Consider the following 24,050-nt stretch of genomic DNA (forward strand, 5'->3'; position numbering starts at 1 on the left):
TTGGAGGGGATTTACTTGGTACAGCCATACAAGCATGAACCATTTACTGATTTCTCTCGTGAGGCGAACAAAAACGATTATTTAAAGGGTCTTGAGACAGTTCAAGCTTATTTAGGCCAAGATTATGATTTAGTTATCGGTGGAGAGCGCATTTCAACTGAAGATAAGATCGTTTCTTATAATCCTGCCAATAAACATGAAGTCATTGGCCGCGTATCTAAAGCAGACCGCAAATTGGCAGAACAAGCAATGAAAGCAGCAGATCAAGCATTCCAGAAATGGAAAAAGGTAGAACCTGAAATAAGGGCAGATGTGCTATTCAAGGCAGCTGCAATCTTCCGGCGCCGTAAGCATGAATTCTCAGCCCTGTTAACAAAAGAAGCTGGGAAACCGTGGAATGAAGCAGATGCTGATACGGCGGAGGCGATTGACTTCCTGGAATTTTACGGGCGCCAAATGCTGAAATTAAAAGACGGAATCCCGGTCCAAAGCCGGGCAGATGAATATAACCGTTATGATTATATCCCACTTGGGGTAGGTATTATCATTTCTCCATGGAACTTCCCGTTTGCCATCATGGCAGGGACGGCTGTAGCGTCGATTGTAACGGGCAATGCAATCCTATTAAAACCGGCTTCCGCCACTCCTGTAGTTGCGGCCAAGTTTGTGGAAGTTATGGAGGAAGCGGGACTTCCAAAAGGTGTCCTTAATTATGTACCGGGAAGTGGAGCTGAAGTCGGAGATTATTTGGTTGATCATCCGAGAACTCGTTTTATATCTTTCACCGGTTCTCGCGATGTTGGTATACGGATTTTTGAACGCGCTTCTAAAGTAAATGAAGGGCAAATTTGGCTAAAGCGTGTGATTGCTGAAATGGGAGGAAAAGATACGATCGTTGTAGATAAAGAAGCCGATCTGGAACTCGCCGCCCAATCCATTGTGAAATCCGCTTTCGGATTCTCCGGTCAAAAATGTTCTGCATGTTCCCGTGCAGTTATCGTCGAAGAAGTATACGATCAGGTCCTAAGTCGTGCTGTGGAGCTGACGAAACAGCTTACCATTGGAAACCCAGAAGATCATTCGAACTTCATGGGTCCGGTCATCGACCAGAATGCATATAACAAAATAATCGAATACATTGAAATCGGCAAAAAGGAAGGCAGGCTAATGGCAGGCGGGGAAGGGGACGATTCTATGGGTTACTTCATAAAGCCGACCATCTTTGCAGACCTTGATCCGTATGCACGGCTGATGCAGGAAGAAATCTTCGGGCCGATCGTAGCCTTTTGTAGGGCAAAAGATTTTGACCATGCCCTTGAAATCGCAAACAACACAGAGTACGGTTTAACAGGCGCGGTTATTACCAATAATCGTATGAATATGGAGAAAGCCCGAACTGACTTCCATGTTGGAAACCTTTACTTTAACCGTGGCTGTACAGGTGCCATTGTCGGCTACCAGCCATTTGGCGGCTTCAATATGTCCGGTACAGATTCAAAAGCCGGAGGCCCGGATTATCTCGTGCTTCATATGCAAGGAAAGACTACTTCTGAAATGTACTAATATGTAAGACGGGCCTTCCCTTACTATGTCGGAAGGTTTTTTATATAAGAACGCGCGTCATTTTTTATTTCCCAGACAATATTTGCGGTTTTTCCCGATAATAACCGAGTGTCTAACAGAGTAATTCGACACAAGGCGAAAGATTTTTGAACAGGTAGTGGAGAATAAACCGATGGAAGAGTTATTTCATAATGAACAGGCAGCTATTAGATGAAATAGAAAACACAGAACATCAACAATCATGTTTACCTCGAACTATTGCAAAATAAACACCGCTTAACAAATACAAAAACACACTCCAGCCAGTAGATAGGGGGAGTGTGTTTTCTTTTGTAGGCATTTTATCGCCAATCTTTTCTCCAATTCTTTGTTACAGTATTTTCGTATGGATAACTTTTCTTTTGAACCTGCGTTAAGCTGCCTTTATTATAGTCAAATGCATAATCAGTAACATCCCATTTTCGTGCAGCATTATTATAAACAGCAGTTCGGAATTTGTTTTTACCTATATTCATTGGCCGAAGGGTATATCCAAAGGACTTGTAAAAATTAGACTCACTCATTTTTTTTAGTTTTCCGTTTTGAATATAGAATAAATCAACATTTTCCCAATTCGATGAACCAGTTTCTGCAACTGCGAATAAGTCTGGTTGACTTTTGTATTTAAAAGGAATGGTGTATATCATTCTCCTTGTTAAATTGTAAGTATAGTTTTTATATTGAAATCCAGTATAAATGACCATTGGTTTAGTCCCGGTTCTAAGCAAATTAAGGTGGTAATTCCCTTTATACAAAACATCTCCAGGGCTAACACCTGACCAAGCATCGGTCTGAGTTGCTTTTTTCATTGGTGCGAATCCCATTACACGGACTTGATAATTAGAACCGTTACGATCTTTTACATTGAATCCCCAGCTGCGTTCTGTAACTTGGACCGCTGCCTGGGTTTCCGAAGCACTAGTAAACAAAAGGAACAGGGCAATAAGACTGATGATGCTTTTAATAGTAATTTTACGAAAGCGATTCCTTTCTTTTGTTTTTCCGAAATTATACCAGTTGATTTTGGGTAAAACTACATGTTTTGGATAAACGTGAGGTGTTTATTCGAATCATGGAGTCCTAGTTGCTTCAACAGTCAAAAGTTTGTTATGATTTATATTATTGTTTTTTGACAATTTCCTGTATAATTGTAGTTGTGTTTGTTAAATTGAAATAGGTTGAATGACGGCTTACCGGTTCAGGAATTAAGCCGCTTTTTTAATAACTGCGCATATGCTTTGGAGGTGGAGAAAGTGTCACGTATTACTAAGGAGCAGGTTACGCATGCTGCCCATCTGGCACGGCTTGCAATAACTGAAGAAGAAACAGAATTGTTCACAAAACAGCTAGATCAAATCATTTCTTTTGCTGAGCAATTGAATGAACTTGATACAGAGAATGTCGAACCGACATCTCATGTCCTGGACATGAAGAATGTCATGAGAGAGGATATCCCGAACAAGGGGCTTCCGGTTGAAGAAGTGTTGAAAAACGCACCGGATAGCAAGGATGGACAAATCCGTGTTCCATCTATTTTGGATTAAGGAGGGGAAATCATGTCATTGTTTGAGCGTAAAGTTTCAGAGCTTCATGAGCTCTTACATAAAAAAGAAATATCCGTATCTGACCTCGTGAATGAATCGTACGAGCGGATTGGCCAGGTGGAAGACAAGGTAAAATCGTTTCTGACACTGAATGAAGAACAAGCTAGATTACAAGCAGAAGAGCTGGACGAAAAACTAGCAAAAGGTGAAGGGAAAGGCACCCTATTCGGAATGCCTATAGGCGTCAAGGATAACATTGTGACGAAAAACCTTCGTACAACCGCAGGCAGCAAGATTCTAGAAAATTTCGACCCAATTTATGATGCAACGGTTGTCCAAAAGCTTCAGCAGGCGGAGACTGTAACCGTCGGCAAGCTGAACATGGATGAATTTGCAATGGGTTCTTCCAATGAAAATTCTGCCTACCAGGCTACCCGTAACCCGTGGAATCTTGAGTATGTTCCAGGAGGTTCTTCAGGCGGTTCAGCTGCTTCTGTTGCAGCGGGCGAAGTTTTATTTTCCCTTGGTTCTGATACAGGAGGTTCGATTCGCCAGCCTGCAGCATATTGTGGTGTTGTCGGCCTTAAGCCTACTTACGGGCGCGTTTCCCGTTTTGGTTTGATTGCGTTTGCTTCATCACTTGATCAAATTGGACCAATCACGAATACAGTGGAAGATAATGCTTATCTGCTTGAAGCGATTTCAGGCATTGATCCTATGGATTCCACTTCGGCCAATGTGCAGGTGCCAAATTTTGTGAATTCCTTAACAGGGGATATCAAAGGTTTGAGAATTGCGGTGCCTAAAGAGTATCTTGGTGAAGGTGTAGGGGAAGAAGCGAGAAACTCTGTTCTTGAAGCATTAAAGGTCCTCGAAAAGCTTGGGGCAACATGGGAAGAAGTTTCATTGCCTCACTCTAAGTATGCCTTGGCTACTTATTATCTGCTTTCTTCGTCTGAAGCATCCGCAAACCTTTCCCGTTTTGACGGGGTTCGATATGGTTACCGTACCGACAATGCAGCGAATTTGATCGAGATGTACAAGCAGACCCGTGCAGAAGGCTTTGGAGATGAAGTAAAACGCCGGATCATGCTTGGTACCTTCTCATTAAGTTCAGGTTATTATGATGCTTATTATAAGAAAGCCCAAAAGGTCCGTACCCTTATCAAGAAAGACTTTGAAGACATCTTCCAAAAGTATGATGTCATTGTGGGCCCAACAACGCCGACTCCTGCTTTTAAGATTGGCGAAAAAACCAGTGACCCATTAACGATGTATGCAAACGATATTTTGACAATTCCGGTAAACCTTGCCGGTGTTCCGGGGATTTCAGTGCCATGCGGCTTCGCGAATGGACTTCCGCTTGGCTTGCAGATCATCGGAAAGCATTTTGACGAAAGCACAATTTACCGCACTGCCCATGCATTTGAGCAGGCGACTGACTTCCATAAACAAAGACCGCAGCTGTAAGGGGTGAAAATAATGAAATATGAAACGGTAATTGGACTTGAAGTTCACGTTGAGCTTAAAACAGATTCCAAAATATTCTCGGCCAGTCCGAACCATTTCGGGGCTGAACCGAACACAAATACGTCTGTAGTAGACCTTGGTTACCCAGGCGTGCTGCCTGTCTTAAACAAGAAAGTCGTGGACTATGCAATGAAAGCTGCAATGGCATTAAACTGTGAAGTTGCGACCGAAACGAAATTCGACCGAAAAAACTATTTTTACCCGGATAATCCAAAGGCTTACCAGATTTCTCAATTTGATAAACCAATCGGCGAGCATGGCTGGATTGAAATTGAGGTAAATGGAAATAAAAAGAAAATCGGGATAACGCGCATCCATATGGAAGAGGATGCCGGCAAGTTGACCCATACAGGGGACGGCTTCTCACTTTGTGATTACAATCGCCAGGGAACACCCCTGATTGAAATCGTATCTGAACCGGATATTTCTTCTCCAGATGAAGCGTATGCATACTTGGAGAAACTGAAGTCTATCATCCAGTACACGGGAGTTTCCGATTGTAAGATGGAAGAGGGCTCATTGAGATGTGACGCAAACATTTCGCTTCGTCCAGTGGGCCAAAAGGAATTCGGAACAAAGACAGAGCTAAAGAACCTAAACTCCTTTAACTTTGTCCGGAAAGGTTTGGAGTATGAAGAAAAGCGCCAGGAAGAGGTATTAAGCTCCGGAGGCGTAATTGAACAGGAAACACGCCGTTTTGAGGAGTCAACAGGCAAAACATTATTAATGCGTGTGAAAGAGGGTTCAGATGATTACCGTTATTTCCCTGAGCCTGATCTTTTAAACATTTATATTGATGAGGATTGGAAAGCGCGTATTCGTGAGGAAATTCCGGAGCTTCCGGATGCGAGGAAGCAGCGCTACGTTGAGGAGCTTGGCCTTCCTGCTTATGATGCCGCTGTTTTAACGGTAACGAAGGAAACGGCTGACTTCTTTGAATCGGTAGTTGCAAAAGAGGCCGATGTAAAACAGGCTTCCAACTGGATCATGGGTGAACTTTCCGGTTATTTAAATGCAGAAGGAAAAGAACTGCATGAGGTTGCGCTGACGCCTGAAGCATTGGCAGGGATGATCAAGCTGATTGAAAATGGCACGATTTCTTCCAAAATAGCCAAGCAAGTTTTTAAGGAACTGGTGGAAAACGGCGGGGATGCCGAAACCATCGTGAAAGAAAAAGGTCTGGTCCAAATTTCAGACGAAGGTGCGCTGAAGAAGATCGTCAGCGAAGCGCTAGACAACAACCCGCAATCCATTGAAGATTTTAAAGCTGGTAAACAGAAGGCAATCGGCTTCCTTGTGGGCCAGATCATGAAGGCTACAAAGGGACAAGCCAACCCGCAGCTTGTTAATAAAATTCTTCTTGAAGAGATACAAAAAAGGTAGGAAAACTCTCTTGTTGTAAGCTCTACAAGAGTGGGAAACAGGCGGTTAAACTGAATAAAATCATATTAGTGAACAAAAGGCTGGATCACATTAGTGGTCCAGCCTTTTGTTTATAAAAATACTACGGCTGTTTTAAAGTATGAATCATCAGAATCTATGAAGGTGCAATGGGTATTATGTCCTAATTTATGTCATGGAAAGATATTGAAATATTAGAACGAAAGAATTAACATTTTAGGTAACAAGTGAAAAGGCAAACTTATTGAAAGATAAGGACGCAAAGCTATGAGTCTAAGGATTTATTGCTATGACAGTCGGGCTGCCAAAAGGTACTTAAGAAATAGGGAATAAGTTTGTTATGAAAACTAAGTACGCCCAGCTTCTGGCGTTTTTTTTTTTGACGACGACCCGGGCAGAAAAGTCTATTTCTAACTCCTTATGTGCATTTTCCTGTATTTTTATGATATTTTGCTTACTAGCGTCAAACTATCAAAAGAACGGAGATTTTATAATGCAAAGTTTATTGAATGGCAAACATGATAGGAATCTACGTGAAGATTTACATCCTACTATTGCGGCTTTTATGATAGCTGCTCCACTTCTAAACGATTTGTTTCCCCAGGATCTAACCATAGGTGTCTCTGATACGGATAAATTGTTAGTGAGTGTAGGATCAAAAACAATTCCGCCTTTGAGCGATGGATATATCCTTCAAACAGGCGATGGAATGTATGAAGCTGTTCGTGATGGAGAAATGCAGAGTACAATTTTACCTAAGGAAGTCTTTGGTTTTCCTGTACAGGCTAATGCAATACCTTTATTTGATCAGGACGGAATTGCTATAGGAGCTGTAGGGGTTGCCAGTTCCCTGGAGCAATATAACAACTTATATGATATTGCATCGAAGTTATCCGTGGCAGTGGAACAGGTTACGGCAACTATACAGGAATTAGCTGGATCGGTGACTTCTTTTTCAGAAACGATGTATTTTATTTCCGAGCAATCCAATAGTGTGTTACAAAGTGTGCAGGAAATAGAAAAAGTAGCGAAAATGGTGAGGGAAGTCTCAGACCATAGCCAGATACTTGGCCTAAATGCATCAATAGAGGCTGCTAGGGCGGGTGATTATGGCAAAGGTTTCTCGGTTGTGGCACAGGAAATTCGTAAAATGGCTGGCAATTCCAAGGAACACACCGAAACAATCAGAAACACTGTTTCAAAAATTAATGGCCTTATCTCACAGCTGCATAAGTCCGTATCTAAGAGTAATGCAGAATCAGAAAGCCAGTCGGCTGCCCTTGAAGAACTAGCAGCCACCATGCAGGAAATTAATCATAATACGAACTCCCTGGCGGAGTATGCTGAACGGATTATTAAAAGTTAAGTATAGTAAATGCACATCCCAACTTGCCAATTGGCAGCAATAAAGCTAGTGGATTGGGACGGTTTGGAATCCCATGGATTGTTTAAGAATTTACGGTAACCAAGTGGGTTTCAATTCAGACCCATATAGGAAGTTTCCTTTTTAATTCCTCTTTGTTTTAGCGTTTAATCTAAACGGAGAAGTATAACTATCACTGAACATCAAAGGCTGTATCACTTTACTCGTGGTACAGCCTTTTGAAGTTGAACTAAATAGACCCCTAGGGTGTGTGTTATAATTTCTGAAAAAGGGAAATAAATCCGTAGGCAGGAGTGAGGCTGTGAAAATAAGGCTATTTCTATACTGTTTAATTGTGATTCTGGCAATCACCGGATGTGCACAGGATGAAACAAAGCCCAGTAGAAAAGAAAGCTCCGTCATAATTACGCCTTATAAGCTAGCTTCTAAGGAAGTAAAACTATTAAATTTAGTTTCTGCGAATGCTGGCAACATACTGATCTATGAGATTAACTCAAACAGCAACCGAATCTTTGAAGCAAAAGTGGAACATTACCAAAATGGAAAACTAAAACAGAGCTTGGTTTCCAATTCATTTGATTTATCAGCAGGAACATCTCGTATTTCTTTCGGAATCAAAGATCTAACTATGGAAAGCAAAACCTGGAGAGAGTTTTTTATAGCTGGTGATGGCTCCAGGGCGTCGGCAACTTTGGAAAAAGTACAGTCAAGCCAGGCCGCTTCATCCAAAGTATCCATTACGGAAGAAACGGAAGTACACAACAAATATAGAGTAGTTGGGGCATATATCGAAAATATCAATAAGCTGGAAACTAGAACTTCATCCCTGGAGGATAGTGCTTCTAGTAAAAGTCTGCTTCAGGATAATGAAAATGTTTATGTATTTTCATGCAGGATAAAATAATGAATCCTCTTCTACCGGGCAGAGAAATCTCATAATTCAGCAGAGTGATTTCGAGGAAAAATGGGACTGTAAGTATAATAAAATACAAATAATTATTTTTAGTGATTGGGAGGCGGAAATATGAGTAATCCAGTTGGATTTTGGAGACGATTGGCTGCCCTTATTTTGGATGCCATTATCATTGGTGTACCACTTTCCTTGATTAGTTATGTAATCACAGTGAATTGGGAGGAGAATGCCATTACAACCGGCGGGAATATTGTTTATTCATTAATCATTCCGGTTGTATGGTATGGATATACAGTGGGGAAGAGAATAATGGGTGTACGCATTGCTAAGGTAAGTGGAGAGAAACTAGGAATTGGATCCATGTTAATGCGTACGGTTGTTGCAGGACTTGTTTATGCGGTGACTTTAGGAATTGGGATTATTGCCAGTGCTTTTATGGTGGGGCTTCGGAAAGACAAAAGATCACTGCATGATCTGATTGCAGGTACTTATGTTACGTATGATAAGCCTTAAAGTTGAAGGAAATTAGAGAAACTTAATGCGAAAAAAAAGGGGACTTGAAATTACAGAGTTCCCCTTTTTAGTAAAGTGTGATTGTAATATTATGCAATTCTTCCGATTTAATAGAGATTTTTAATCTTCGGGTGTTGAAAACTCTAGTTTACCCCTTTGTACCAGATGAAATATTAGCTCCGTTCATAAAGAATTTCTGGAAAATAAAGAATACCAATATGGTTGGAAGCAGGATCGTCACGGACATGGCCATTAAATAATGCCATTGTACCTGGACGCTGCCTTTGAAAGTTTGCAATCCAAGCTGCAATGTATACAGATTTTCATCGTTCAGGTAGAGCAATGGTCCTAATAAGTCATTCCAAGCACCGTTGAAGGCGAAAATACCTACCGTAATAAGGGCGGGTTTCGTTAACGGCAGCATAATATGCCACCAAATCCTGAAATGGCTAGCTCCATCCATGATGGCTGCTTCACTGAATTCTTTCGGAATGGTCATCATGAATTGCCGAAGCAGGAATATGAAAAAGGCACTTCCCAAGAAAGACGGAACGATCAGGGGCAAATAAGTATTTACCCAGCCGAGCTTCGAGAAAAGCATATACTGCGGGACTAGTGTAACAAATCCCGGAATCAGCATCGTTGCGAGGATGATGACAAATAAAGTATCTCTTCCTTTGAATCGGATTTTGGCAAAGCCATAGGCAACGAAAGAATTCACTAATACGCTGCCGATTGTGACCACAACAGAAATAAATAGTGTGTTAAGGCCCCAGCGGGTAAACGGTCCAGTCTGCCAGGCCTCAATATAATTAGAAAACTGAAAGGTCTCGGGTATAAAAGCAGGAGGATGCTGAGCAATCTCCGCTGGTGTCTTCAAGGAAGTGGACACCATCCACCAGAGCGGCGTTAGGAGCATCAGGCTTCCGAGTATCAAGACAGCGAGTAAGATGGTATTCTTAACAGTTCGCCTGAATTTGATAGTTTGATAGAATTTTACATTGCTGTTCACTTGTTGTCCCCTCCATCGTAGTGGACCCATTTTTTGCTGAATTTAAGGTTAAATATAGTGAGAACCATGATGATTACGAATAAGAACCACGCCATTGATGAAGCATAGCCCATATCAAACGCTTCAAATGCCTTATTCCACATGTGGAGGTTAAAGAATAATAATGAGCCTCCTGGGCCGCCGTCACCATTTTGAGTCATGACATATGCTTCCTGGAATATCTGGAAGGAGGCAATGGTACTTGTAATGATGTCGAAGAAAATGATAGGTGTCAGCATAGGCAGGGTAATATGCCAGAACTTTTGGAAAGCGTTGGCGCCATCCAGGTCTGCAGCTTCATATAATTCATTGGATACACCCTGGAGCCTTGCCAAGTATAAGAGCATTCCGCCGCCGACACTCCAGAGCTTCATGATAATTAGAGCAGGCTTTGTCCACTGGGGATCAAACAGCCATGAAGGGCCCTGGATGCCGAACCAGGCAAGAATCGTGTTAATGAGGCCTGAAGTAGGGCTTAACAGCTGCATCCAAAGGAAATAAACGGCTACCCCAGATAGTACGGCCGGCAGATAGTAAATGGTACGGAATATTTTCATGCCGGGGATTTTCTGGTTTAAAAGTACCGCAATAAATACGGCTCCCGCTGTTGTTAACGGGACGGAAAATATGACAAAATAAAGGGTATTCCATAATGAAGTCCAGAATAAATCGTCCATTGTAAACATGCGTTTGTAGTTATCCAAACCAATGAAGTTCATTTGTGAGGTAATATTGTAATCTGTAAAACTAACATATAGGGAAAATAGCATAGGGCCGGCTGTTAAAAATATCAGGCCAAGAAGCCAGGGGGATATGAATAAATAACCCATCAGGTTTTCAGTGTTTCCTGCTCGCCTTTTTCTATTGCGTTCGGCTTTTGGAATGGAAACTACTGGCTCTCGTTCGATGCCCCTTTGTGGAGCATATGATTCGGGCATCGACATCGCATTGGATTGTTGCTCTTTTAATATAGTTTCACTCATCATAAAGCTCCTTTCGCTATAGAAAGAAGAGAAGCCAGATGACTTCCCTTTTTTCCAGGTAATTAGATAGCGTTATTTTTTTAGTTTCTTTACGTCCTTCTCCGCTTTAGCCAAAGCCTTTTCCGGAGTTGTTTTCCCCGTTATGGCAGCTTCTAGCTGCGGCTCTACACGTGTTGCATAGTCCGGATAATCAATTGGTGCCGGGTGGAAGCGTGTATCCTCAAGGTTTCGCAACGCTTGTTCATAAACTAGCTTCTCCTCACCAGTAAATTCTTTTGCAACACTTTCGGCGGCTTTTTTATTCGCTACGTTGTCATAATTCTTCTGTGCCCAGTATTTCTGTGCTTTTTCACTTGCTAAGTACTCGATGAATTTGGCTGCTTCTTTCGGATGTTTGGCCCCTTTAGGGATCTCCATTACAAAGCCGCCGCCTTCATTCCAATGTTTGCCGCCCTCTTTAAAGGCAGGGATGGGCGCAATGCCAATGTTCATATCTTTTCCGGAATCACGGATTTGTGTATAGAAGCTTGCAATGTCTGTCCAAATCGCTACTTTTTCAGAAATGAATGGGTTGGTCTGGCCGCTGCCAAACTCTGCTTCGAAAGCCTGTACATTCTTCGCGCCAAGACGATCGTGCCAATTGGCAACCCATTTTAGTGCTTCTACTTTATTCGGTGTGTTAATATACATTTTATTGCCTTCAAAGAAGCCTTTTCCGTCATCAGCATTTGCCATCCAGCTGCCGGCACCAAAGCTGCCCCATGTAGGATAGAAACCGATGCGCTCATACGTACTTCCTTTTTTAACGTCCAGTTTCTTCGCGTGCTCTTCTAGCTCTTTCCATGTCTTTGGCGGCTTTTCAGGATCCAGCCCGGCTTCCTTATAAGCATCTTTGTTATAGAATAAAACCCGAGTATCGGTAGTAAAAGGAACTCCATAGAACTTTCCTTTATATTGAACGGTATCCCAAAGGTTAGGATATAAGTCGTTTTTAATATCTTCGTTTATATACTGGGATAAGTCTTCCGATTGTCCATTCTTTGCACGGTGTGCCACTGTATTGATGTCATTCACAATCACATCGGCAGGATTGCCAGCTGCTACAGCTGCCGTATTCTTCGTCCAAATATCTCCCCATGGGACGAAAGTGTGTTTTACTTCAATCTTGTCCTGGGACTTATTAAAATCATCGACAATTTTTTCAATAACCGGCCTTCTTGTCTCTGAACCCCAGAATGTCTGGAAATCGACTACTACCTTTCCGTCTTTATTTGTTCCTTCAGCCTCGGTATTGTTTGAACAAGCTGATAAAACGAGGCTGCATAGTAGAAGAAGAATGATACCTAAATGAAATCCTTTTTTCATGCTGTCTTTTCCCCCATTTTTTGATATATAACTTGCGACCTCTCTTCTATACCCCGCCATCACATTGCAAAACCTGTAAAAAATTATCTAATTTTGACGAATGGTGCTGATTTAGGAACGGGTTTATAGGACTTCCTTAACAATTTCAACAGGCAATTGCCAAACATTCTTATATTTGATTTAGCGGCGGTGATAGAGGTAATATAGGAAGGAGCCAAAGTAGAACTACCTATGTATTTTACATAGAAACCCACTGAGGATCTGGACCTTGAGGATTTAGACCTGTTTCATTGCTTTTTGAAGCCTAAATCGGTAACATGAAAATTATGGAAATTATTTATTCTTACTAATAGGATGATGGGAAAATGAAAAGAGCAAGATTAATTTATAATCCGACATCGGGGCGGGAAGCGATAAAGAAGCATCTGCCTGAAGTGCTGGAAAAGCTGGAGATTGCCGGTTATGAAGCATCCTGCCATGCAACAACCGGGGAAGGTGATGCAACCCGGGCGGCACGGATCGCAATTGAACGGGGATACGATATTGTGATTGCCGCCGGTGGTGACGGGACCATTTATGAGGTTGTCAACGGTCTTGCGGATGCAGAGAAAAGGCCCAAGCTAGGCATTATCCCTGTTGGAACAACAAATGACTTTGCCAGGGCTATCCATGTACCGCGGTCTGTGGAAACGGCAATCGATATTATTGCAGCAGGCCATACAATGCCGATCGATATTGGAAAAATGAATGACAAATACTTTATAAACATTGCGGGCGGCGGACGCCTGACAGAATTAACATATGAAGTGCCAAGCAAGCTAAAAACAATGCTTGGGCAGCTTGCCTACTATTTAAAGGGAATGGAAATGCTGCCATCCATCAGGGCGACCGAAGTTTCCATCGAATATGACGGAAAGCTGTTTGAAGGGGAAATTATGCTATTTTTGGTTGCGAACACGAACTCTGTCGGGGGCTTTGAAAAATTGGCACCGGATGCTTCGCTGAATGACGGTATGTTCACCATGCTGATTCTGAAAAAAACAAACCTCGCCGATTTTATCCGGATTGCAGGTTTAGCAATCCGCGGCGAACATATAAATGACAGAAACGTCATTTATGAAAAAGCAAATAGAATTAAAGTAACGTCCAAGGAGAAAATGCAATTGAACCTAGATGGGGAATTTGGCGGTTTGGCCCCGGCGGAATTCGTGAACCAATACCGTCATTTTGACGTATTTGTCCCAGCAGGTGTTTTACCTGATGACCCAGCTAATCAATAAATATGCGGAAGATGTGGCGGACCAGCTCTTCTTTCAATTCAAAAACCTATCTCTAATTCCTGTAGAGATAGGTTTTACTCTTTTATACTATCTAGCCGAAAGTGATTTTATTAGATGGGAGCACATTTATTTTCCTGTCTGATTCCTATCGGTGCGTAAGGTGTGGTTATGATGTTTAATGATGGATTCCCCTGGAATGATCCCGTCTGTGGTGGTGTGGCCATCCTCAACTAAAGCTATGTCAAAGCCTAAGGATATTGCAGGCAGGGAAGTAGTGTCCACGCAGTATTCGGTTCTAGGTTTGCGCCATTTTCAAATAGAAGCGGGTATAATTCTGGTCCAAAACTAATGAATCTATATGGGTGGGTTACCAATTAAAAAAAGGACCAGGCTACCTTACAACTTGTATGGCGGCTCAGTCCTTTTATTTTACCAATGTAGGATTGTACATTTTATATTTCCGCATTCATTTCAGCCCAATCTGCAAATGTGCCCGTCCCGTTGCAGCCGGAACAGTCATAAACGTGAGAATAGTAATATTCATTTGGTGCATAGGCATTAAATCCTTTGCCGCGGCAATCAGGACACATCCCTTTTTCCTCCATATTGGAAACATGCTTGGCGTATCTGGCTGCGTTCCATGCTGAAATGGCACTGAATAATCCCATTCTACTCACCTCACCTATTTGTTAATATTTTGCATATAAATAGGATTTTTATACATCACATACAAGTGGTTTCCAGGATAAAACTTCTTCTTACTACTATTTATGAAAAAGGGCGGCATTTTGTGACTAAGCCCGGAAAGAATTTTTGCTATTTTGTTTCGATGGTGCGATATGTGATAAAATACTTTCAGTCTAAGTAGCGGAACGTCCTTCGGAGATTTTGATAGAAAAGGAAGTATAAGATGAAAAAAACAGCACCTGTTGCTAAAAATGAATGTATAGATGTTCTGTTTGAGGATTTGACCCATGACGGGGCTGGAGTGGCCAAGGTGGACGGATACCCCATCTTTGTTCCAAATGGCCTCCCTGGAGAAAAGGCTAAAATTAAAGTAATAAAAGCAGGTAAAGGGTACGGATTTGGCCGGCTGGTCCAGCTTTATGAGAGAAGTGAACACCGGATTGATATACCGGTAGAGGAAGCTCACAAATACGGAGGAACCCAGCTTCAGCACATCAGCTATGAAGGCCAGCTTCATTTTAAAGAAAAGCAAGTGCGTGAAGTACTTGCGCGTATTGGCAAGCTGGAGGATGTCAAATTCCATCCTATTATAGGTATGGAGGAACCTTGGCATTACCGGAATAAAGCTCAGGTGCCGGTAGGGGAGAAGGATGGCAAGCTGATAGCAGGCTTCTTTAAGCCACGCAGCCATGAAATCATTGATACAAATGAAAGCTTAATCCAACACCCTGCTGTCAATGAAGCTATTCAGACCGTTAAGGAAATCTGCAGCGAGTTAGGTATCCAGCCATATGATGAGGCAGCGCACAAAGGAGTGCTTCGCCATATCATGGCCCGCTACGGAAGAACAACCGGCGAGCTTATGGTTGTGCTTGTCACCCGAACAGCAGAGCTTCCACAGAAAAATAAAATCGTCGATGAAATTTTTTCCAGGCTGCCGCATATAAAATCCATTGTTCATAATATAAACTCAAAGCGGACGAATGTGATTGTAGGTGAAAAGACGAAAGTCCTGTGGGGAAATGAAGTGATTTATGATTATATTGGCGACATCAAATTTGCTATCTCCGCATTGTCTTTCTATCAGGTCAATCCGGATCAAACCAAGGTTTTGTATGATAAGGCATTGGAGTATGCTGGATTAACAGGTGAGGAATCAGTCATTGATGCTTATTGTGGGATTGGAACAATATCACTGTTTTTAGCTCAAAAAGCAAAACGGGTCTTTGGGGTCGAAGTCGTCCCAGAAGCCATCGAGGATGCCAGGAGGAATGCCGATTTGAACGGCATGGTGAATGCCGAATTTGCGGTGGGGGAGGCAGAGGCTGTAATTCCAGAGTGGTATAAGAAAGGGAATAAAGCTGACGTTCTGGTAGTGGATCCGCCACGGAAGGGTTGTGACGAGGCTTTGCTAAATACGATTATTGAAATGAAACCAAAAAAAGTTGTGTATGTATCATGTAATCCAGCCACACTGGCTCGAGATTTACGAATTCTTGAGGATGGCGGGTATAAAACTCTTGAAGTGCAGCCGGTAGATATGTTTCCGCAAACTACACATGTAGAAGTCGTGACGAATTTGGAATTGAAGATGTCTAATTAAAAAATGCTCTTGCTAGTTAAAATAGACAATTGCCAGTCTGACCCTGATTCGTTAAAAAATACTTTTGCGAATTCGGGGTCTTTTTCCTGTTAAACCCTTGTCAATCCAGTGTTCTTTCAATTTTTTTTTCAGTCTTTTTTAGCAAAACTTTATTTTAACTCGAACAGTGGAATACTGGTTAATGGGGTGGATTTTAGCAAGAGATATTTTGGTTGTACAGAGATTGTCAAGATAAAATAAACATTTCCGAGACAAACCCCGATTTCATGAAAATAAACATTTCCGATCAGTTTGATAAAAAGTTCTTAAGCATGGTATAAGTGTAAAAGAAGCAGGGGCATTTTGCTTTTTAATTTTGGGAGAAGGGTTTGGCCTCGTATCCCATAATGAGAGGATTTGAATTTGAATATGAAAGATAATTTTTGGCGTGATTTACCACGACCTTTTTTTATACTGGCACCAATGGAAGATGTGACGGATGTTGTTTTTCGCCATGTAGTGAGTGAAGCAGCCAGACCTGATGTGTTTTTTACAGAGTTTACAAACACGGAGAGTTATTGTCACCCAGAGGGGAACCAAAGTGTGCGCGGGCGTTTGACTTTTACAGAGGATGAGCAGCCAATTGTAGCCCATATATGGGGAGATAAGCCTGAATACTTTAGGCAAATGAGTATTGGTATGGCCGAACTTGGGTTTCGGGGTGTGGATATCAATATGGGCTGTCCTGTACCGAATGTAGCACAGCACGGGAAGGGGAGCGGCCTTATCCTTCGTCCGGATGTTGCGGCAGATTTAATACAAGCAGCAAAAGCAGGAGGATTGCCGGTAAGTGTAAAGACAAGGCTTGGCTACACGGAGATAGACGAATGGCACGATTGGCTGACACACATATTGGAACAAGACATTGCTAATCTTTCTATTCATCTGCGTACAAGAGAGGAAATGAGCAAAGTAGATGCTCATTGGGAACTAATCCCGGAGATTAAGAAGCTTCGTGACCAGGTAGCACCAGATACACTCTTGACGATCAATGGGGATATCCCTGACCGTCAAACTGGCTTAATGCTCGCTCATCAATACGGTATTGATGGGGTTATGATTGGGCGTGGTATTTTCAATAATCCATTTGCCTTTGAAAAGGAGCCGAAAGATCATAGCAGTAAGGAATTGCTTGATCTCTTAAGGCTGCATCTCGATCTTCATGATAAATATTCGCTGCGTTCGTTCAAGGCTCTGCATCGCTTTTTTAAGATCTATGTCAAAGGATTTCGAGGGGCAAGTGATTTAAGAAATCAATTAATGAGCACAGAGTCAACAGATGAAGTGCGTGTAATGCTCGATAACTTTGGGTCAATGAATCTTTATGGAATGGGGAACAGTAGAAGTGTCGCAATTCAAGGTAAAAGCGAAGTAGGCCGTTAAACTGGTGTGCCCGGCCCCCAAAGAGTTAGAGTTTATACAAAGCAGTTAATTGGCTGGTGTGATTTAAGACACCCTGGTAAAGGAACATTAATTACTACTGTGTATACTAATAACCGAATAATTGTTCAAACGCACGTTATTGCTTCTTTATTTTAGATGAATTATCAGCCTACAAGTAAAAAACACAGCAAAACTGGCGTCTTATATGAAATATTGCTAACGGACAGATGATACGGGTTCCTTTAGTTTTGTTGTAAAATCACCAACACCCCTTGTGTTGTCCATTACAGTCCACACACGTTGAGTGCGTCTCACAACTAATTTGAAAGGCAGGCAACTAGCCCTTATGGGGGTTGCCTTCTTATGTTTTTGAAACGGAATAACAAAGTTATTATGTTCTGGCCGGTTTCTTGGACCTTTCTCACCCTAATTATAAATATATCTTGTTATTACCAGCTGTATTATATTAATTTCGATTGGCGGTGACGGTCTTAGTCGCTACCGAAAAACTAAACCCCTTAAAATAAAAAGAGGACAACGAGAAAAACTGGCTAACTCAGAATAGGAGCGGGGCAGTTCTCTTCAACAAACACTGTGCTAAAATGGAATGAACCGGGAGGGTGGAAAACTACTCTTTAGTTTGTTAGAGGCGTCAGATTCGGAATTGTACATGAATCTTCGAGTAAAGGCGTTATACTAAAACCCAGAAGCATTAGGACCAAGCACATGAAAATACGATTTGTCACTATGATGAGACAATATATGTAAGTTAAGAATAGCAGGTTTGTATTCTTGTCTACGTTTAAATAAACATTTATGCTAACGGTGTAAACTCATCGGATGCATGTTTTTCATGCTTTTCAAGTCCGAAGTATTTCAGAACCAGCTTTCGAAAACGTAAAATAAAGAAGTTCTTCAATATCTGTACGCATAACATACTAAACTCAAGCAGATTTACATAGATGAACACCGCTACATCAAGCGTTATATTAATCGTCTACATATAGCAGTGGTTTTGTTGGGACTCCTTAGGTTTCTGTATGTATATAATATAAGCAGCAATACTTTAGCTTGTTTTGGCTGCTTTAATACTATAGGATGAGAAAAATAAAAGCATACTAAATCTGCGTATGACTATCCATTGATACTACAACACGGGAAAATGCAATGTTTTAATTATAAGCCCTGTTTCACCGATGAAAGGCACTAATTTATACATAGGAGGTTTATTGTGGATAATAACGATATATTAATTCGACTGAGATATGCTATGGAAATAAAAAATAAAGAAATGGCAGAAATATTTAAACTTGGAGGCGTGGATGTAACAGTACCAGAAGTAATAAAGATTCTCACAAAATCAGACGAGGATGAACCAGAAAGCATCGACCAAATAAAATGTAATAATAGTATGTTGGATTCATTTTTAAATGGTTTTATTATTTTTAAAAGAGGAAAACAAGAGCCTAAACCAGGACAGCCTGATACCCCAGAACCGTCTACTAAGAAAAGTGCGAATGTTAATAATCTCCTGTTAAAGAAAGTAAAAATAGCATTAGCATTAACTACTGATGATATGCTGGATATATTCGAACAAGCAGGACTCACGGTTTCAAAAGGAGAACTTGGCGCTTTACTAAGAAAAGAAGGGCATAAGAATTATAAAGAATGCGGAGATAAATACGCCAGGAATTTCTTAAAAGGGTTGGCTGTCAAATACAGAGGATAATGTATTAAAGAAGGCTTACAGGTGATCACATGATACATACCTACTCAGGTGAAACAATACGCTTTGAAATCAGGTACAAAAATCGAACATCTTTAGGAATTACGGTAGATAGTTATGGAAATATTGAGATCCAGGCTCCAAAAGGGACACCTGATGATAGAGTGGTGCAGGTAATAGAGGAAAAATGGGATCTTATTCAGCAAAAAATAAAAGAAATGAAAGATAGGATGCTTGGGCCACAGAAAAAGGTCTATGAGTATGGCGAGAGTTTTCTTTATTTAGGAAATACCTATCCAATAGAGATCTTTCAAGATATAAATATAACGCAAGAACATGTAATGTTTAAAGAAGAAAAGTTACATATATATGTAAAGCAGTATGACGCTGAAAAAATAAAACAAGCTTTAAAACGTTTTTATTACCAGCAGTGTAAAGCTTTAGTGGAAAAAAGCATATCCTCCTATCGAAGTCATTTCAAAACAAAACCACGTTCTGTTCATATCTCAGATAGCAAAACAGCCTGGGGAACCTGCGATTCAAAACGGCAGTTAACATTTAATTGGAGACTCGCAATGGCACCACGGGAGGTAATCGACTATGTAGTCGTTCACGAAATGTGCCATATGGTTCATCTTAATCACGACCGATCCTTCTGGCGCCTAGTTGGTAAAATAATGCCTAATTATAAGGAAAAAGAAAACTGGTTGACTTTATCAAGCTGGAAAATGACTGTTTAGCAGTTCCAAGCAAGCCAGGTACAAAACGCAACCAGAAAAAAATTAACAGTTGATCAGTGTGGGGAAGGGGAAGGAATAACTCACCAGCATTTTATATGTTGCCAAATAACTCTCTGGGCATGTGGAGTTTGTTTCTTCTAGACTGTTCCCCATAAAAAAAATCTTTTTCTCCCCTTACTAGTTTATCCTTAAAGAGTCCCACTTTACTTATATGCTCAGATTCTATATAGTAAAATCTATTTAAGTTTGACGTCTTTATATGTATCATGATATAAGCATAGATAAAACTATGTTTGAGTAAGTCAGCAGAATAACAAGGGGAGGTTACAAATATGGAACATCATAGCAAAATTTTAGACTGTACCATCCGTGATGGAGGTTTAGTAAACAATTGGGATTTCAGCGTCGAATTTGTTCAGGATTTGTATAATGGCCTAAGTGCGGCCGGCGTTGAATATATGGAGATTGGATACAAAAATTCTGCCAGGCTTCTGAACGTGTCTGAGCCCAATCCGTGGAGATTTCTGGATGATCATTTTTTGAAAGAAATTATTCCTGAGAAAAAGTTTACGAAGCTTTCTGCGTTGGTGGACATTGGAAGAGTAGATCCAGATGACATCCTTCCCCGTGAGCAAAGTGTCCTGGATATGATTCGGGTGGCATGCTATATCCGTGAAGTGGATAAAGGCTTGGAGCTTGTACAACTGTTCCATGATTTGGGTTATGAGACTTCACTCAACATTATGGCCTTATCCAGTGTTCCTGAACAGCAGCTTATTAAAGCTTTTGATATGGTGAAAAAAAGCCCTGTAGATGTTGTATATATCGTTGATTCATTTGGAAGCTTAGACCCAGCGGATATTGAACATCAAGTGAAGAAGTTTAAAGAGTTGATTCCTAATAAACAACTGGGGATCCATACGCATAACAATATGCAACTGGCATTCGCCAATACATTGGCTGCATATCAAAATGGGGTTACTTTCCTTGATTCATCTGTTTATGGCATGGGTCGTGCAGCGGGTAACTGTAACACAGAGCTTCTGGTTAGCTACATACAAAAACCGAGCTACGAGCTTAAGCCGGTTCTTGGAGTCATTGAAAAGCACATGCTAGAGATGCGCCAAAAGTGGGAGTGGGGCTATATTATCCCCTACATGATCTCTGGTGTCCTTAATGAACATCCGCGAGTGGCCATGGCATACCGAGACAGCGATGATCGGGATAATTTTGTAGATTTTTACGATAAGGTAACCACACCTGAAGCTCCTATCGCCCCAGCGTCAAAGTAGATTGGAAAAATAACTCAACTTTAGCTGGTGTATCAAAAGAAACTAGTATGTGAAATGAATATAGTTTACAGTATTTGATATTCGTTTTCGAAAAAGGTGAATTGTGAAACTCACCATACATCTGACAAGTACACATCCAGTTTGGATATGCGTAAGGTTGTTGTAATACATTCTTGTTATAATATTAGGTAAACAGCTGAGTGGCAAAGGTGCATTTTGACCACTCAGCTGTTTTTTTGTCTAGAAACATTCGAAATATTTTCTTAAAGTAACCGGAATAACTAAACGTAAATGTCATCAATCATTAGAATGCTACATGGCCCTTACTGATGCTGATTATTTCAAGTTATATGAAATTAAACTGTTTAATAACTTGTTCTAAGTTCTACTTTTAGCCCATAAATCTTAATTAGGAGGTGAACTATCATATATGATAAGTAGAAATTGGAATGAAAACGCTTAATTAAAGTAAAAAAACTTCTGTACCCTATGTTCAGTATTTCGATAAGGCTCCTAATTTATGATTCTCCTATTATCTGCTTCTACCTATTACTTACTTCCAGCAAAAGTTTTCAATTTTCTCTGAATTGTAGAATACCTATCTAGTTACGAGGGCATTATGCGTCGCCAAAATGCTAGTTACCTATCAAGCCATATGGCGGTGATAGCTTTGAAGTCCTCAATCTTCAAAAATTTGTACAGGTTTCAATTTTAAAAAATAAAAAAGGTGATCAAATGAAGGCAATCTTATATGAAGAATTCGGTGGTCCAGAAAAAATGTTTATTGGTGAATGTCCAGACCCGGTTCCTAAATCAAATGAACTTCTGGTTAGTGTTAAGGCCACAGCCCTAAATAGAGCGGATCTTCTCCAAATGCAGGGATTATACCCTCCTCCGCCGGGAACGACTGAGATTCTCGGGTTAGAAATGTCCGGAGTAATTGAGGAGCTAGGTTCAGAGGTCACTGATTGGAAGGTGGGAGACCGGATTTTTGCCCTGTTGCCAGGAGGAGGTTATGCCGAAAAAGTGACGATTTCGGCAGATTTGGCCATGCCGATTCCAGCAGGCATGAGTTTTGAACAAGCCGCTGCTATTGCGGAAGTTTTCCTGACAGCGTATTTGAATTTGTGTAAGTTAGGGGGCTTGAAGAAGGAACAGGTGGTGTTGATTCATGCCGGAGCTAGTGGTGTTGGTACGGCAGCGATTCAGCTCGTAAAACAGGCAGGTGCCAAATCCATTATCACTGTTCGGTCAAAAGAAAAAGTTGATTTCTGTATGTCACTCGGTGCTGATTTCGTCATTCAGGGAGAAGGAGACTTTGCCCCGAAGATACTGGAATGGACAGAGCAAAGAGGGGTCGATTTGATTCTTGACTGTATCGGTGCACCCTATTGGAGGGACAATCTCGCTTCTATCGCACTAGATGGGAAAATTATCGTGATTGGGGCCATGGGCGGTGGGGAAATCGATGCAGTACCACTGTGGGAATTGATTAAACGGAGAATCAGTGTTATCGGATCAAGCCTTCGTTCTCAGACACTGGAAGACAAGATTCAATTGAGCAAAGGTTTTGCAACAGAATGGCTGCCAAAATTTGAGACAGGGGAACTCAAGCCCGTTGTAGATCAAGTGTATGACTGGGGAGAAGTCACCCAGGCTCACAAATATCTTGCCAAAAACAAAAACACTGGCAAGGTAATCCTAAAGATTTCTCGTTAAGCAATGTAGATCAAAAGGGGGAAAAAGTATGTTCCTTAAAGCATGGAGATCTAAACTAACCTTCATCTTGGCCTTAACATTAATAACAAGTATTTTTCTGGCTGGCTGTAACGGGTCCTCGGAGTCTTCAGGTGAAAATGACAGCAATAAGCCTCTAAAGATGGGAGTCATCGGTGCTTTTCAGCTGGCGGCTGGAAAGGAAATTAAAGATGCGGCCAAAATGGCTATTGATGAAATTAATGCCGCTGGGGGTATAGATGGCCGTAAGATTGAGGCTGTTTATGGAGATACGAAAGCAAATCCTGAAGAAGGGCGTGCGGTTGTAGAACGTCTTTTATTTCAAGACAAAGTGGATGTGATTGTAGGGGAGCACAGAAGTGAAGTAGCACTTGCCGTTCAGCCCATCGTTATGGAAAACAAGAAGCTTTTTATGGTGACTGGTTCTGCTTCGCCTGTAGTGACAGACAATGTTGCCAAGGACTACGAAATGAACAAATATACATTCCGGCCTATGTTGAATTCCACGCAGTTGGGCGAAGGATTCATGAAGCAGTTTGATGAAATGGTCAAAAAAGAAGGTTTTAAGAAGCTAGCCTTAATTGCAGAAGTCGCGGTATGGGTTGATCCAATCGCTAAAGCTTTTGAAGAAAAATATAAAGATAATATTGTCCTGTTGGAGCGGCCGCCAACTGATACGGAAGATTTCTCGATTGAGTTGTCGAAATTGAAACAAAGCGGTGCTGAAGTTGCGATGACGTTATTCTCGGCCAACCAAGGTATCGCATTTGCAAGACAGTGGGCTGAGAGGCAAATTCCTGTTGAAATCACAGGTTACAATGTACAGGCGCAAAGCCCTGAATTCTGGCAACAAACCGAGGGAAAAGCTAATGGACTCCTGAGCTGGAAACATGGGGTGCGGGCTGAAATAACAGAAAAATCAATTCCATTCTGGGATAACTTCACAAAAATTTATAAAAGAGAGCCGGGTTCTTACACAGGAATTACTACCTATGATGGGGTCTATTTAGTTGCTGACGCTATCAAACAAGCCAAAACGCTTGATTCAGATAAGCTTGTCCAAACATTGGAAAATGGTACGTTCACAGGAGCTTCAGGGAAAATAAAGTTTAGTAAAGACCATGGATACACAATTGGAGAAGATTTTGTACCATTCACATATGTCCAGTGGCAGGATGGGAAGATGGTGAGTGTCTGGCCGGAAAGTCTGGCTACCGGGAAAGCGGTCAAACCAGCCTGGATCAACAAATAAAAAGGGGGACACAAGAGAAGGGGGA

Annotated in this window: 20 protein-coding genes, 1 pseudogene and 1 riboswitch; of the genes and pseudogenes, 16 read left to right on the forward strand and 5 right to left on the reverse strand. The window is 41.3% G+C overall.

Annotated elements, in window-relative coordinates; genetic code table 11:
• The first annotated feature begins 15 nt into the window (after window positions 1–15).
• Entirely contained in the window at window positions 16–1,563 is a 1,548-nt protein-coding gene (gene pruA / locus CUU64_RS13430) for an L-glutamate gamma-semialdehyde dehydrogenase (protein WP_101634133.1), read from the forward strand.
• A gap of 341 nt (window positions 1,564–1,904) precedes the next feature.
• Here the strand turns inward: pruA and CUU64_RS13435 are convergent, their stop codons facing one another.
• A complete protein-coding gene (locus CUU64_RS13435) occupies window positions 1,905–2,411 on the reverse strand; it encodes a hypothetical protein (RefSeq protein ID WP_101634134.1) in 507 nt (168 codons plus the stop codon).
• 444 nt (window positions 2,412–2,855) lie between these two features.
• On the opposite strand from CUU64_RS13435, the gene gatC reads away from it, so the two are divergent.
• From gatC to CUU64_RS13465, 7 genes and pseudogenes are all read left to right on the forward strand, one after another.
• Window positions 2,856–3,146: an Asp-tRNA(Asn)/Glu-tRNA(Gln) amidotransferase subunit GatC gene (gene gatC / locus CUU64_RS13440; RefSeq protein WP_101634135.1), complete on the forward strand. Its 291-nt coding sequence runs from the start codon at window positions 2,856–2,858 to the stop codon at window positions 3,144–3,146.
• Window positions 3,147–3,158: 12 nt separating this feature from the next.
• A complete protein-coding gene (gene gatA, locus CUU64_RS13445; RefSeq protein ID WP_101634136.1) occupies window positions 3,159–4,616 on the forward strand; it encodes an Asp-tRNA(Asn)/Glu-tRNA(Gln) amidotransferase subunit GatA in 1,458 nt (485 codons plus the stop codon).
• A gap of 12 nt (window positions 4,617–4,628) precedes the next feature.
• The gene (gatB, locus tag CUU64_RS13450) at window positions 4,629–6,059 is read left to right on the forward strand and encodes an Asp-tRNA(Asn)/Glu-tRNA(Gln) amidotransferase subunit GatB (RefSeq protein WP_101634137.1); all 1,431 of its coding nucleotides are present in this window, start codon (window positions 4,629–4,631) and stop codon (window positions 6,057–6,059) included.
• A gap of 242 nt (window positions 6,060–6,301) precedes the next feature.
• Window positions 6,302–6,386, forward strand: a riboswitch (cyclic di-GMP riboswitch).
• Window positions 6,387–6,570: 184 nt separating this feature from the next.
• Window positions 6,571–7,443 (forward strand): methyl-accepting chemotaxis protein, encoded by an 873-nt coding sequence (locus CUU64_RS13455; protein WP_180954601.1) that lies wholly within the window; start codon window positions 6,571–6,573, stop codon window positions 7,441–7,443.
• A 5-nt stretch (window positions 7,444–7,448) separates the two neighbouring features.
• Window positions 7,449–7,529: pseudogene (locus CUU64_RS23145) on the forward strand (hypothetical protein); the annotation flags it as partial.
• Between the two features lie 233 nt (window positions 7,530–7,762).
• Entirely contained in the window at window positions 7,763–8,365 is a 603-nt protein-coding gene (locus CUU64_RS13460) for a hypothetical protein (protein ID WP_101634139.1), read from the forward strand.
• A gap of 120 nt (window positions 8,366–8,485) precedes the next feature.
• Entirely contained in the window at window positions 8,486–8,887 is a 402-nt protein-coding gene (locus tag CUU64_RS13465; protein WP_101634140.1) for an RDD family protein, read from the forward strand.
• Between the two features lie 148 nt (window positions 8,888–9,035).
• Here CUU64_RS13465 and CUU64_RS13470 read toward each other — a convergent pair whose 3' ends face one another.
• From CUU64_RS13470 to CUU64_RS13480, 3 genes are all read right to left on the reverse strand, one after another.
• Window positions 9,036–9,899 carry a carbohydrate ABC transporter permease gene (locus tag CUU64_RS13470; RefSeq protein ID WP_257985522.1) on the reverse strand — a complete coding sequence of 288 codons (864 nt, stop codon included), beginning with the start codon at window positions 9,897–9,899 and terminating at the stop codon, window positions 9,036–9,038.
• Entirely contained in the window at window positions 9,896–10,768 is an 873-nt protein-coding gene (locus tag CUU64_RS13475) for a carbohydrate ABC transporter permease (RefSeq protein WP_180954610.1), read from the reverse strand. Before CUU64_RS13475 ends, CUU64_RS13470 begins: the two co-directional genes overlap by 4 nt.
• Before the next feature lie 225 nt (window positions 10,769–10,993).
• The gene (locus CUU64_RS13480; RefSeq protein WP_101634142.1) at window positions 10,994–12,286 is read right to left on the reverse strand and encodes an ABC transporter substrate-binding protein; all 1,293 of its coding nucleotides are present in this window, start codon (window positions 12,284–12,286) and stop codon (window positions 10,994–10,996) included.
• 365 nt (window positions 12,287–12,651) lie between these two features.
• On the opposite strand from CUU64_RS13480, the gene CUU64_RS13485 reads away from it, so the two are divergent.
• On the forward strand, window positions 12,652–13,566 hold the full coding sequence (locus tag CUU64_RS13485) for a diacylglycerol kinase (RefSeq protein WP_101634143.1): 915 nt from the start codon (window positions 12,652–12,654) through the stop codon (window positions 13,564–13,566).
• Window positions 13,567–14,018: 452 nt separating this feature from the next.
• Here the strand turns inward: CUU64_RS13485 and CUU64_RS13490 are convergent, their stop codons facing one another.
• Window positions 14,019–14,234 (reverse strand): methionine aminopeptidase, encoded by a 216-nt coding sequence (locus tag CUU64_RS13490; RefSeq protein WP_101634144.1) that lies wholly within the window; start codon window positions 14,232–14,234, stop codon window positions 14,019–14,021.
• Window positions 14,235–14,476: 242 nt separating this feature from the next.
• On the opposite strand from CUU64_RS13490, the gene rlmD reads away from it, so the two are divergent.
• The 7 genes from rlmD to CUU64_RS13525 all read left to right on the forward strand — a co-directional run bounded on the left by rlmD (window position 14,477) and on the right by CUU64_RS13525 (window position 24,025).
• Window positions 14,477–15,856 (forward strand): 23S rRNA (uracil(1939)-C(5))-methyltransferase RlmD, encoded by a 1,380-nt coding sequence (gene rlmD, locus CUU64_RS13495; RefSeq protein WP_101634145.1) that lies wholly within the window; start codon window positions 14,477–14,479, stop codon window positions 15,854–15,856.
• Window positions 15,857–16,264: 408 nt separating this feature from the next.
• Window positions 16,265–17,278: a tRNA dihydrouridine synthase gene (locus CUU64_RS13500; RefSeq protein WP_101634283.1), complete on the forward strand. Its 1,014-nt coding sequence runs from the start codon at window positions 16,265–16,267 to the stop codon at window positions 17,276–17,278.
• Window positions 17,279–18,509: 1,231 nt separating this feature from the next.
• The gene (locus tag CUU64_RS13505; protein WP_101634146.1) at window positions 18,510–19,007 is read left to right on the forward strand and encodes a YehS family protein; all 498 of its coding nucleotides are present in this window, start codon (window positions 18,510–18,512) and stop codon (window positions 19,005–19,007) included.
• A 29-nt stretch (window positions 19,008–19,036) separates the two neighbouring features.
• Window positions 19,037–19,744 (forward strand): M48 family metallopeptidase, encoded by a 708-nt coding sequence (locus tag CUU64_RS13510; RefSeq protein ID WP_101634147.1) that lies wholly within the window; start codon window positions 19,037–19,039, stop codon window positions 19,742–19,744.
• 332 nt (window positions 19,745–20,076) lie between these two features.
• Window positions 20,077–21,036: an aldolase catalytic domain-containing protein gene (locus CUU64_RS13515; protein WP_101634148.1), complete on the forward strand. Its 960-nt coding sequence runs from the start codon at window positions 20,077–20,079 to the stop codon at window positions 21,034–21,036.
• Window positions 21,037–21,771: 735 nt separating this feature from the next.
• A complete protein-coding gene (locus CUU64_RS13520; protein WP_101634149.1) occupies window positions 21,772–22,755 on the forward strand; it encodes an NAD(P)H-quinone oxidoreductase in 984 nt (327 codons plus the stop codon).
• Window positions 22,756–22,783: 28 nt separating this feature from the next.
• Window positions 22,784–24,025 (forward strand): ABC transporter substrate-binding protein, encoded by a 1,242-nt coding sequence (locus CUU64_RS13525; protein ID WP_101634150.1) that lies wholly within the window; start codon window positions 22,784–22,786, stop codon window positions 24,023–24,025.
• Window positions 24,026–24,050 lie beyond the last annotated feature (25 nt).

Origin of the sequence: Bacillus sp. V5-8f, assembly GCF_002863565.1 — a bacterium.
GTDB lineage: Bacteria > Bacillota > Bacilli > Bacillales > DSM-1321 > Peribacillus.

Coding starts and splice junctions, on each gene's coding strand:
- CUU64_RS13520 (WP_101634149.1), top strand. CDS start 21,772: ATGAAGGCAATCTTATATGAAGAATTCGGTGGTCCAGAAAAAATGTTT.
- CUU64_RS13485 (WP_101634143.1), top strand. CDS start 12,652: ATGAAAAGAGCAAGATTAATTTATAATCCGACATCGGGGCGGGAAGCG.
- rlmD (WP_101634145.1), top strand. CDS start 14,477: ATGAAAAAAACAGCACCTGTTGCTAAAAATGAATGTATAGATGTTCTG.
- CUU64_RS13435 (WP_101634134.1), bottom strand. CDS start 2,411: ATGAAAAAAGCAACTCAGACCGATGCTTGGTCAGGTGTTAGCCCTGGA.
- CUU64_RS13455 (WP_180954601.1), top strand. CDS start 6,571: ATGCAAAGTTTATTGAATGGCAAACATGATAGGAATCTACGTGAAGAT.
- CUU64_RS13475 (WP_180954610.1), bottom strand. CDS start 10,768: ATGGGTTATTTATTCATATCCCCCTGGCTTCTTGGCCTGATATTTTTA.
- gatA (WP_101634136.1), top strand. CDS start 3,159: ATGTCATTGTTTGAGCGTAAAGTTTCAGAGCTTCATGAGCTCTTACAT.
- gatB (WP_101634137.1), top strand. CDS start 4,629: ATGAAATATGAAACGGTAATTGGACTTGAAGTTCACGTTGAGCTTAAA.
- CUU64_RS13480 (WP_101634142.1), bottom strand. CDS start 12,286: ATGAAAAAAGGATTTCATTTAGGTATCATTCTTCTTCTACTATGCAGC.
- CUU64_RS13500 (WP_101634283.1), top strand. CDS start 16,265: ATGAAAGATAATTTTTGGCGTGATTTACCACGACCTTTTTTTATACTG.
- CUU64_RS13515 (WP_101634148.1), top strand. CDS start 20,077: ATGGAACATCATAGCAAAATTTTAGACTGTACCATCCGTGATGGAGGT.
- CUU64_RS13525 (WP_101634150.1), top strand. CDS start 22,784: ATGTTCCTTAAAGCATGGAGATCTAAACTAACCTTCATCTTGGCCTTA.
- CUU64_RS13490 (WP_101634144.1), bottom strand. CDS start 14,234: ATGGGATTATTCAGTGCCATTTCAGCATGGAACGCAGCCAGATACGCC.
- CUU64_RS13510 (WP_101634147.1), top strand. CDS start 19,037: ATGATACATACCTACTCAGGTGAAACAATACGCTTTGAAATCAGGTAC.
- CUU64_RS13465 (WP_101634140.1), top strand. CDS start 8,486: ATGAGTAATCCAGTTGGATTTTGGAGACGATTGGCTGCCCTTATTTTG.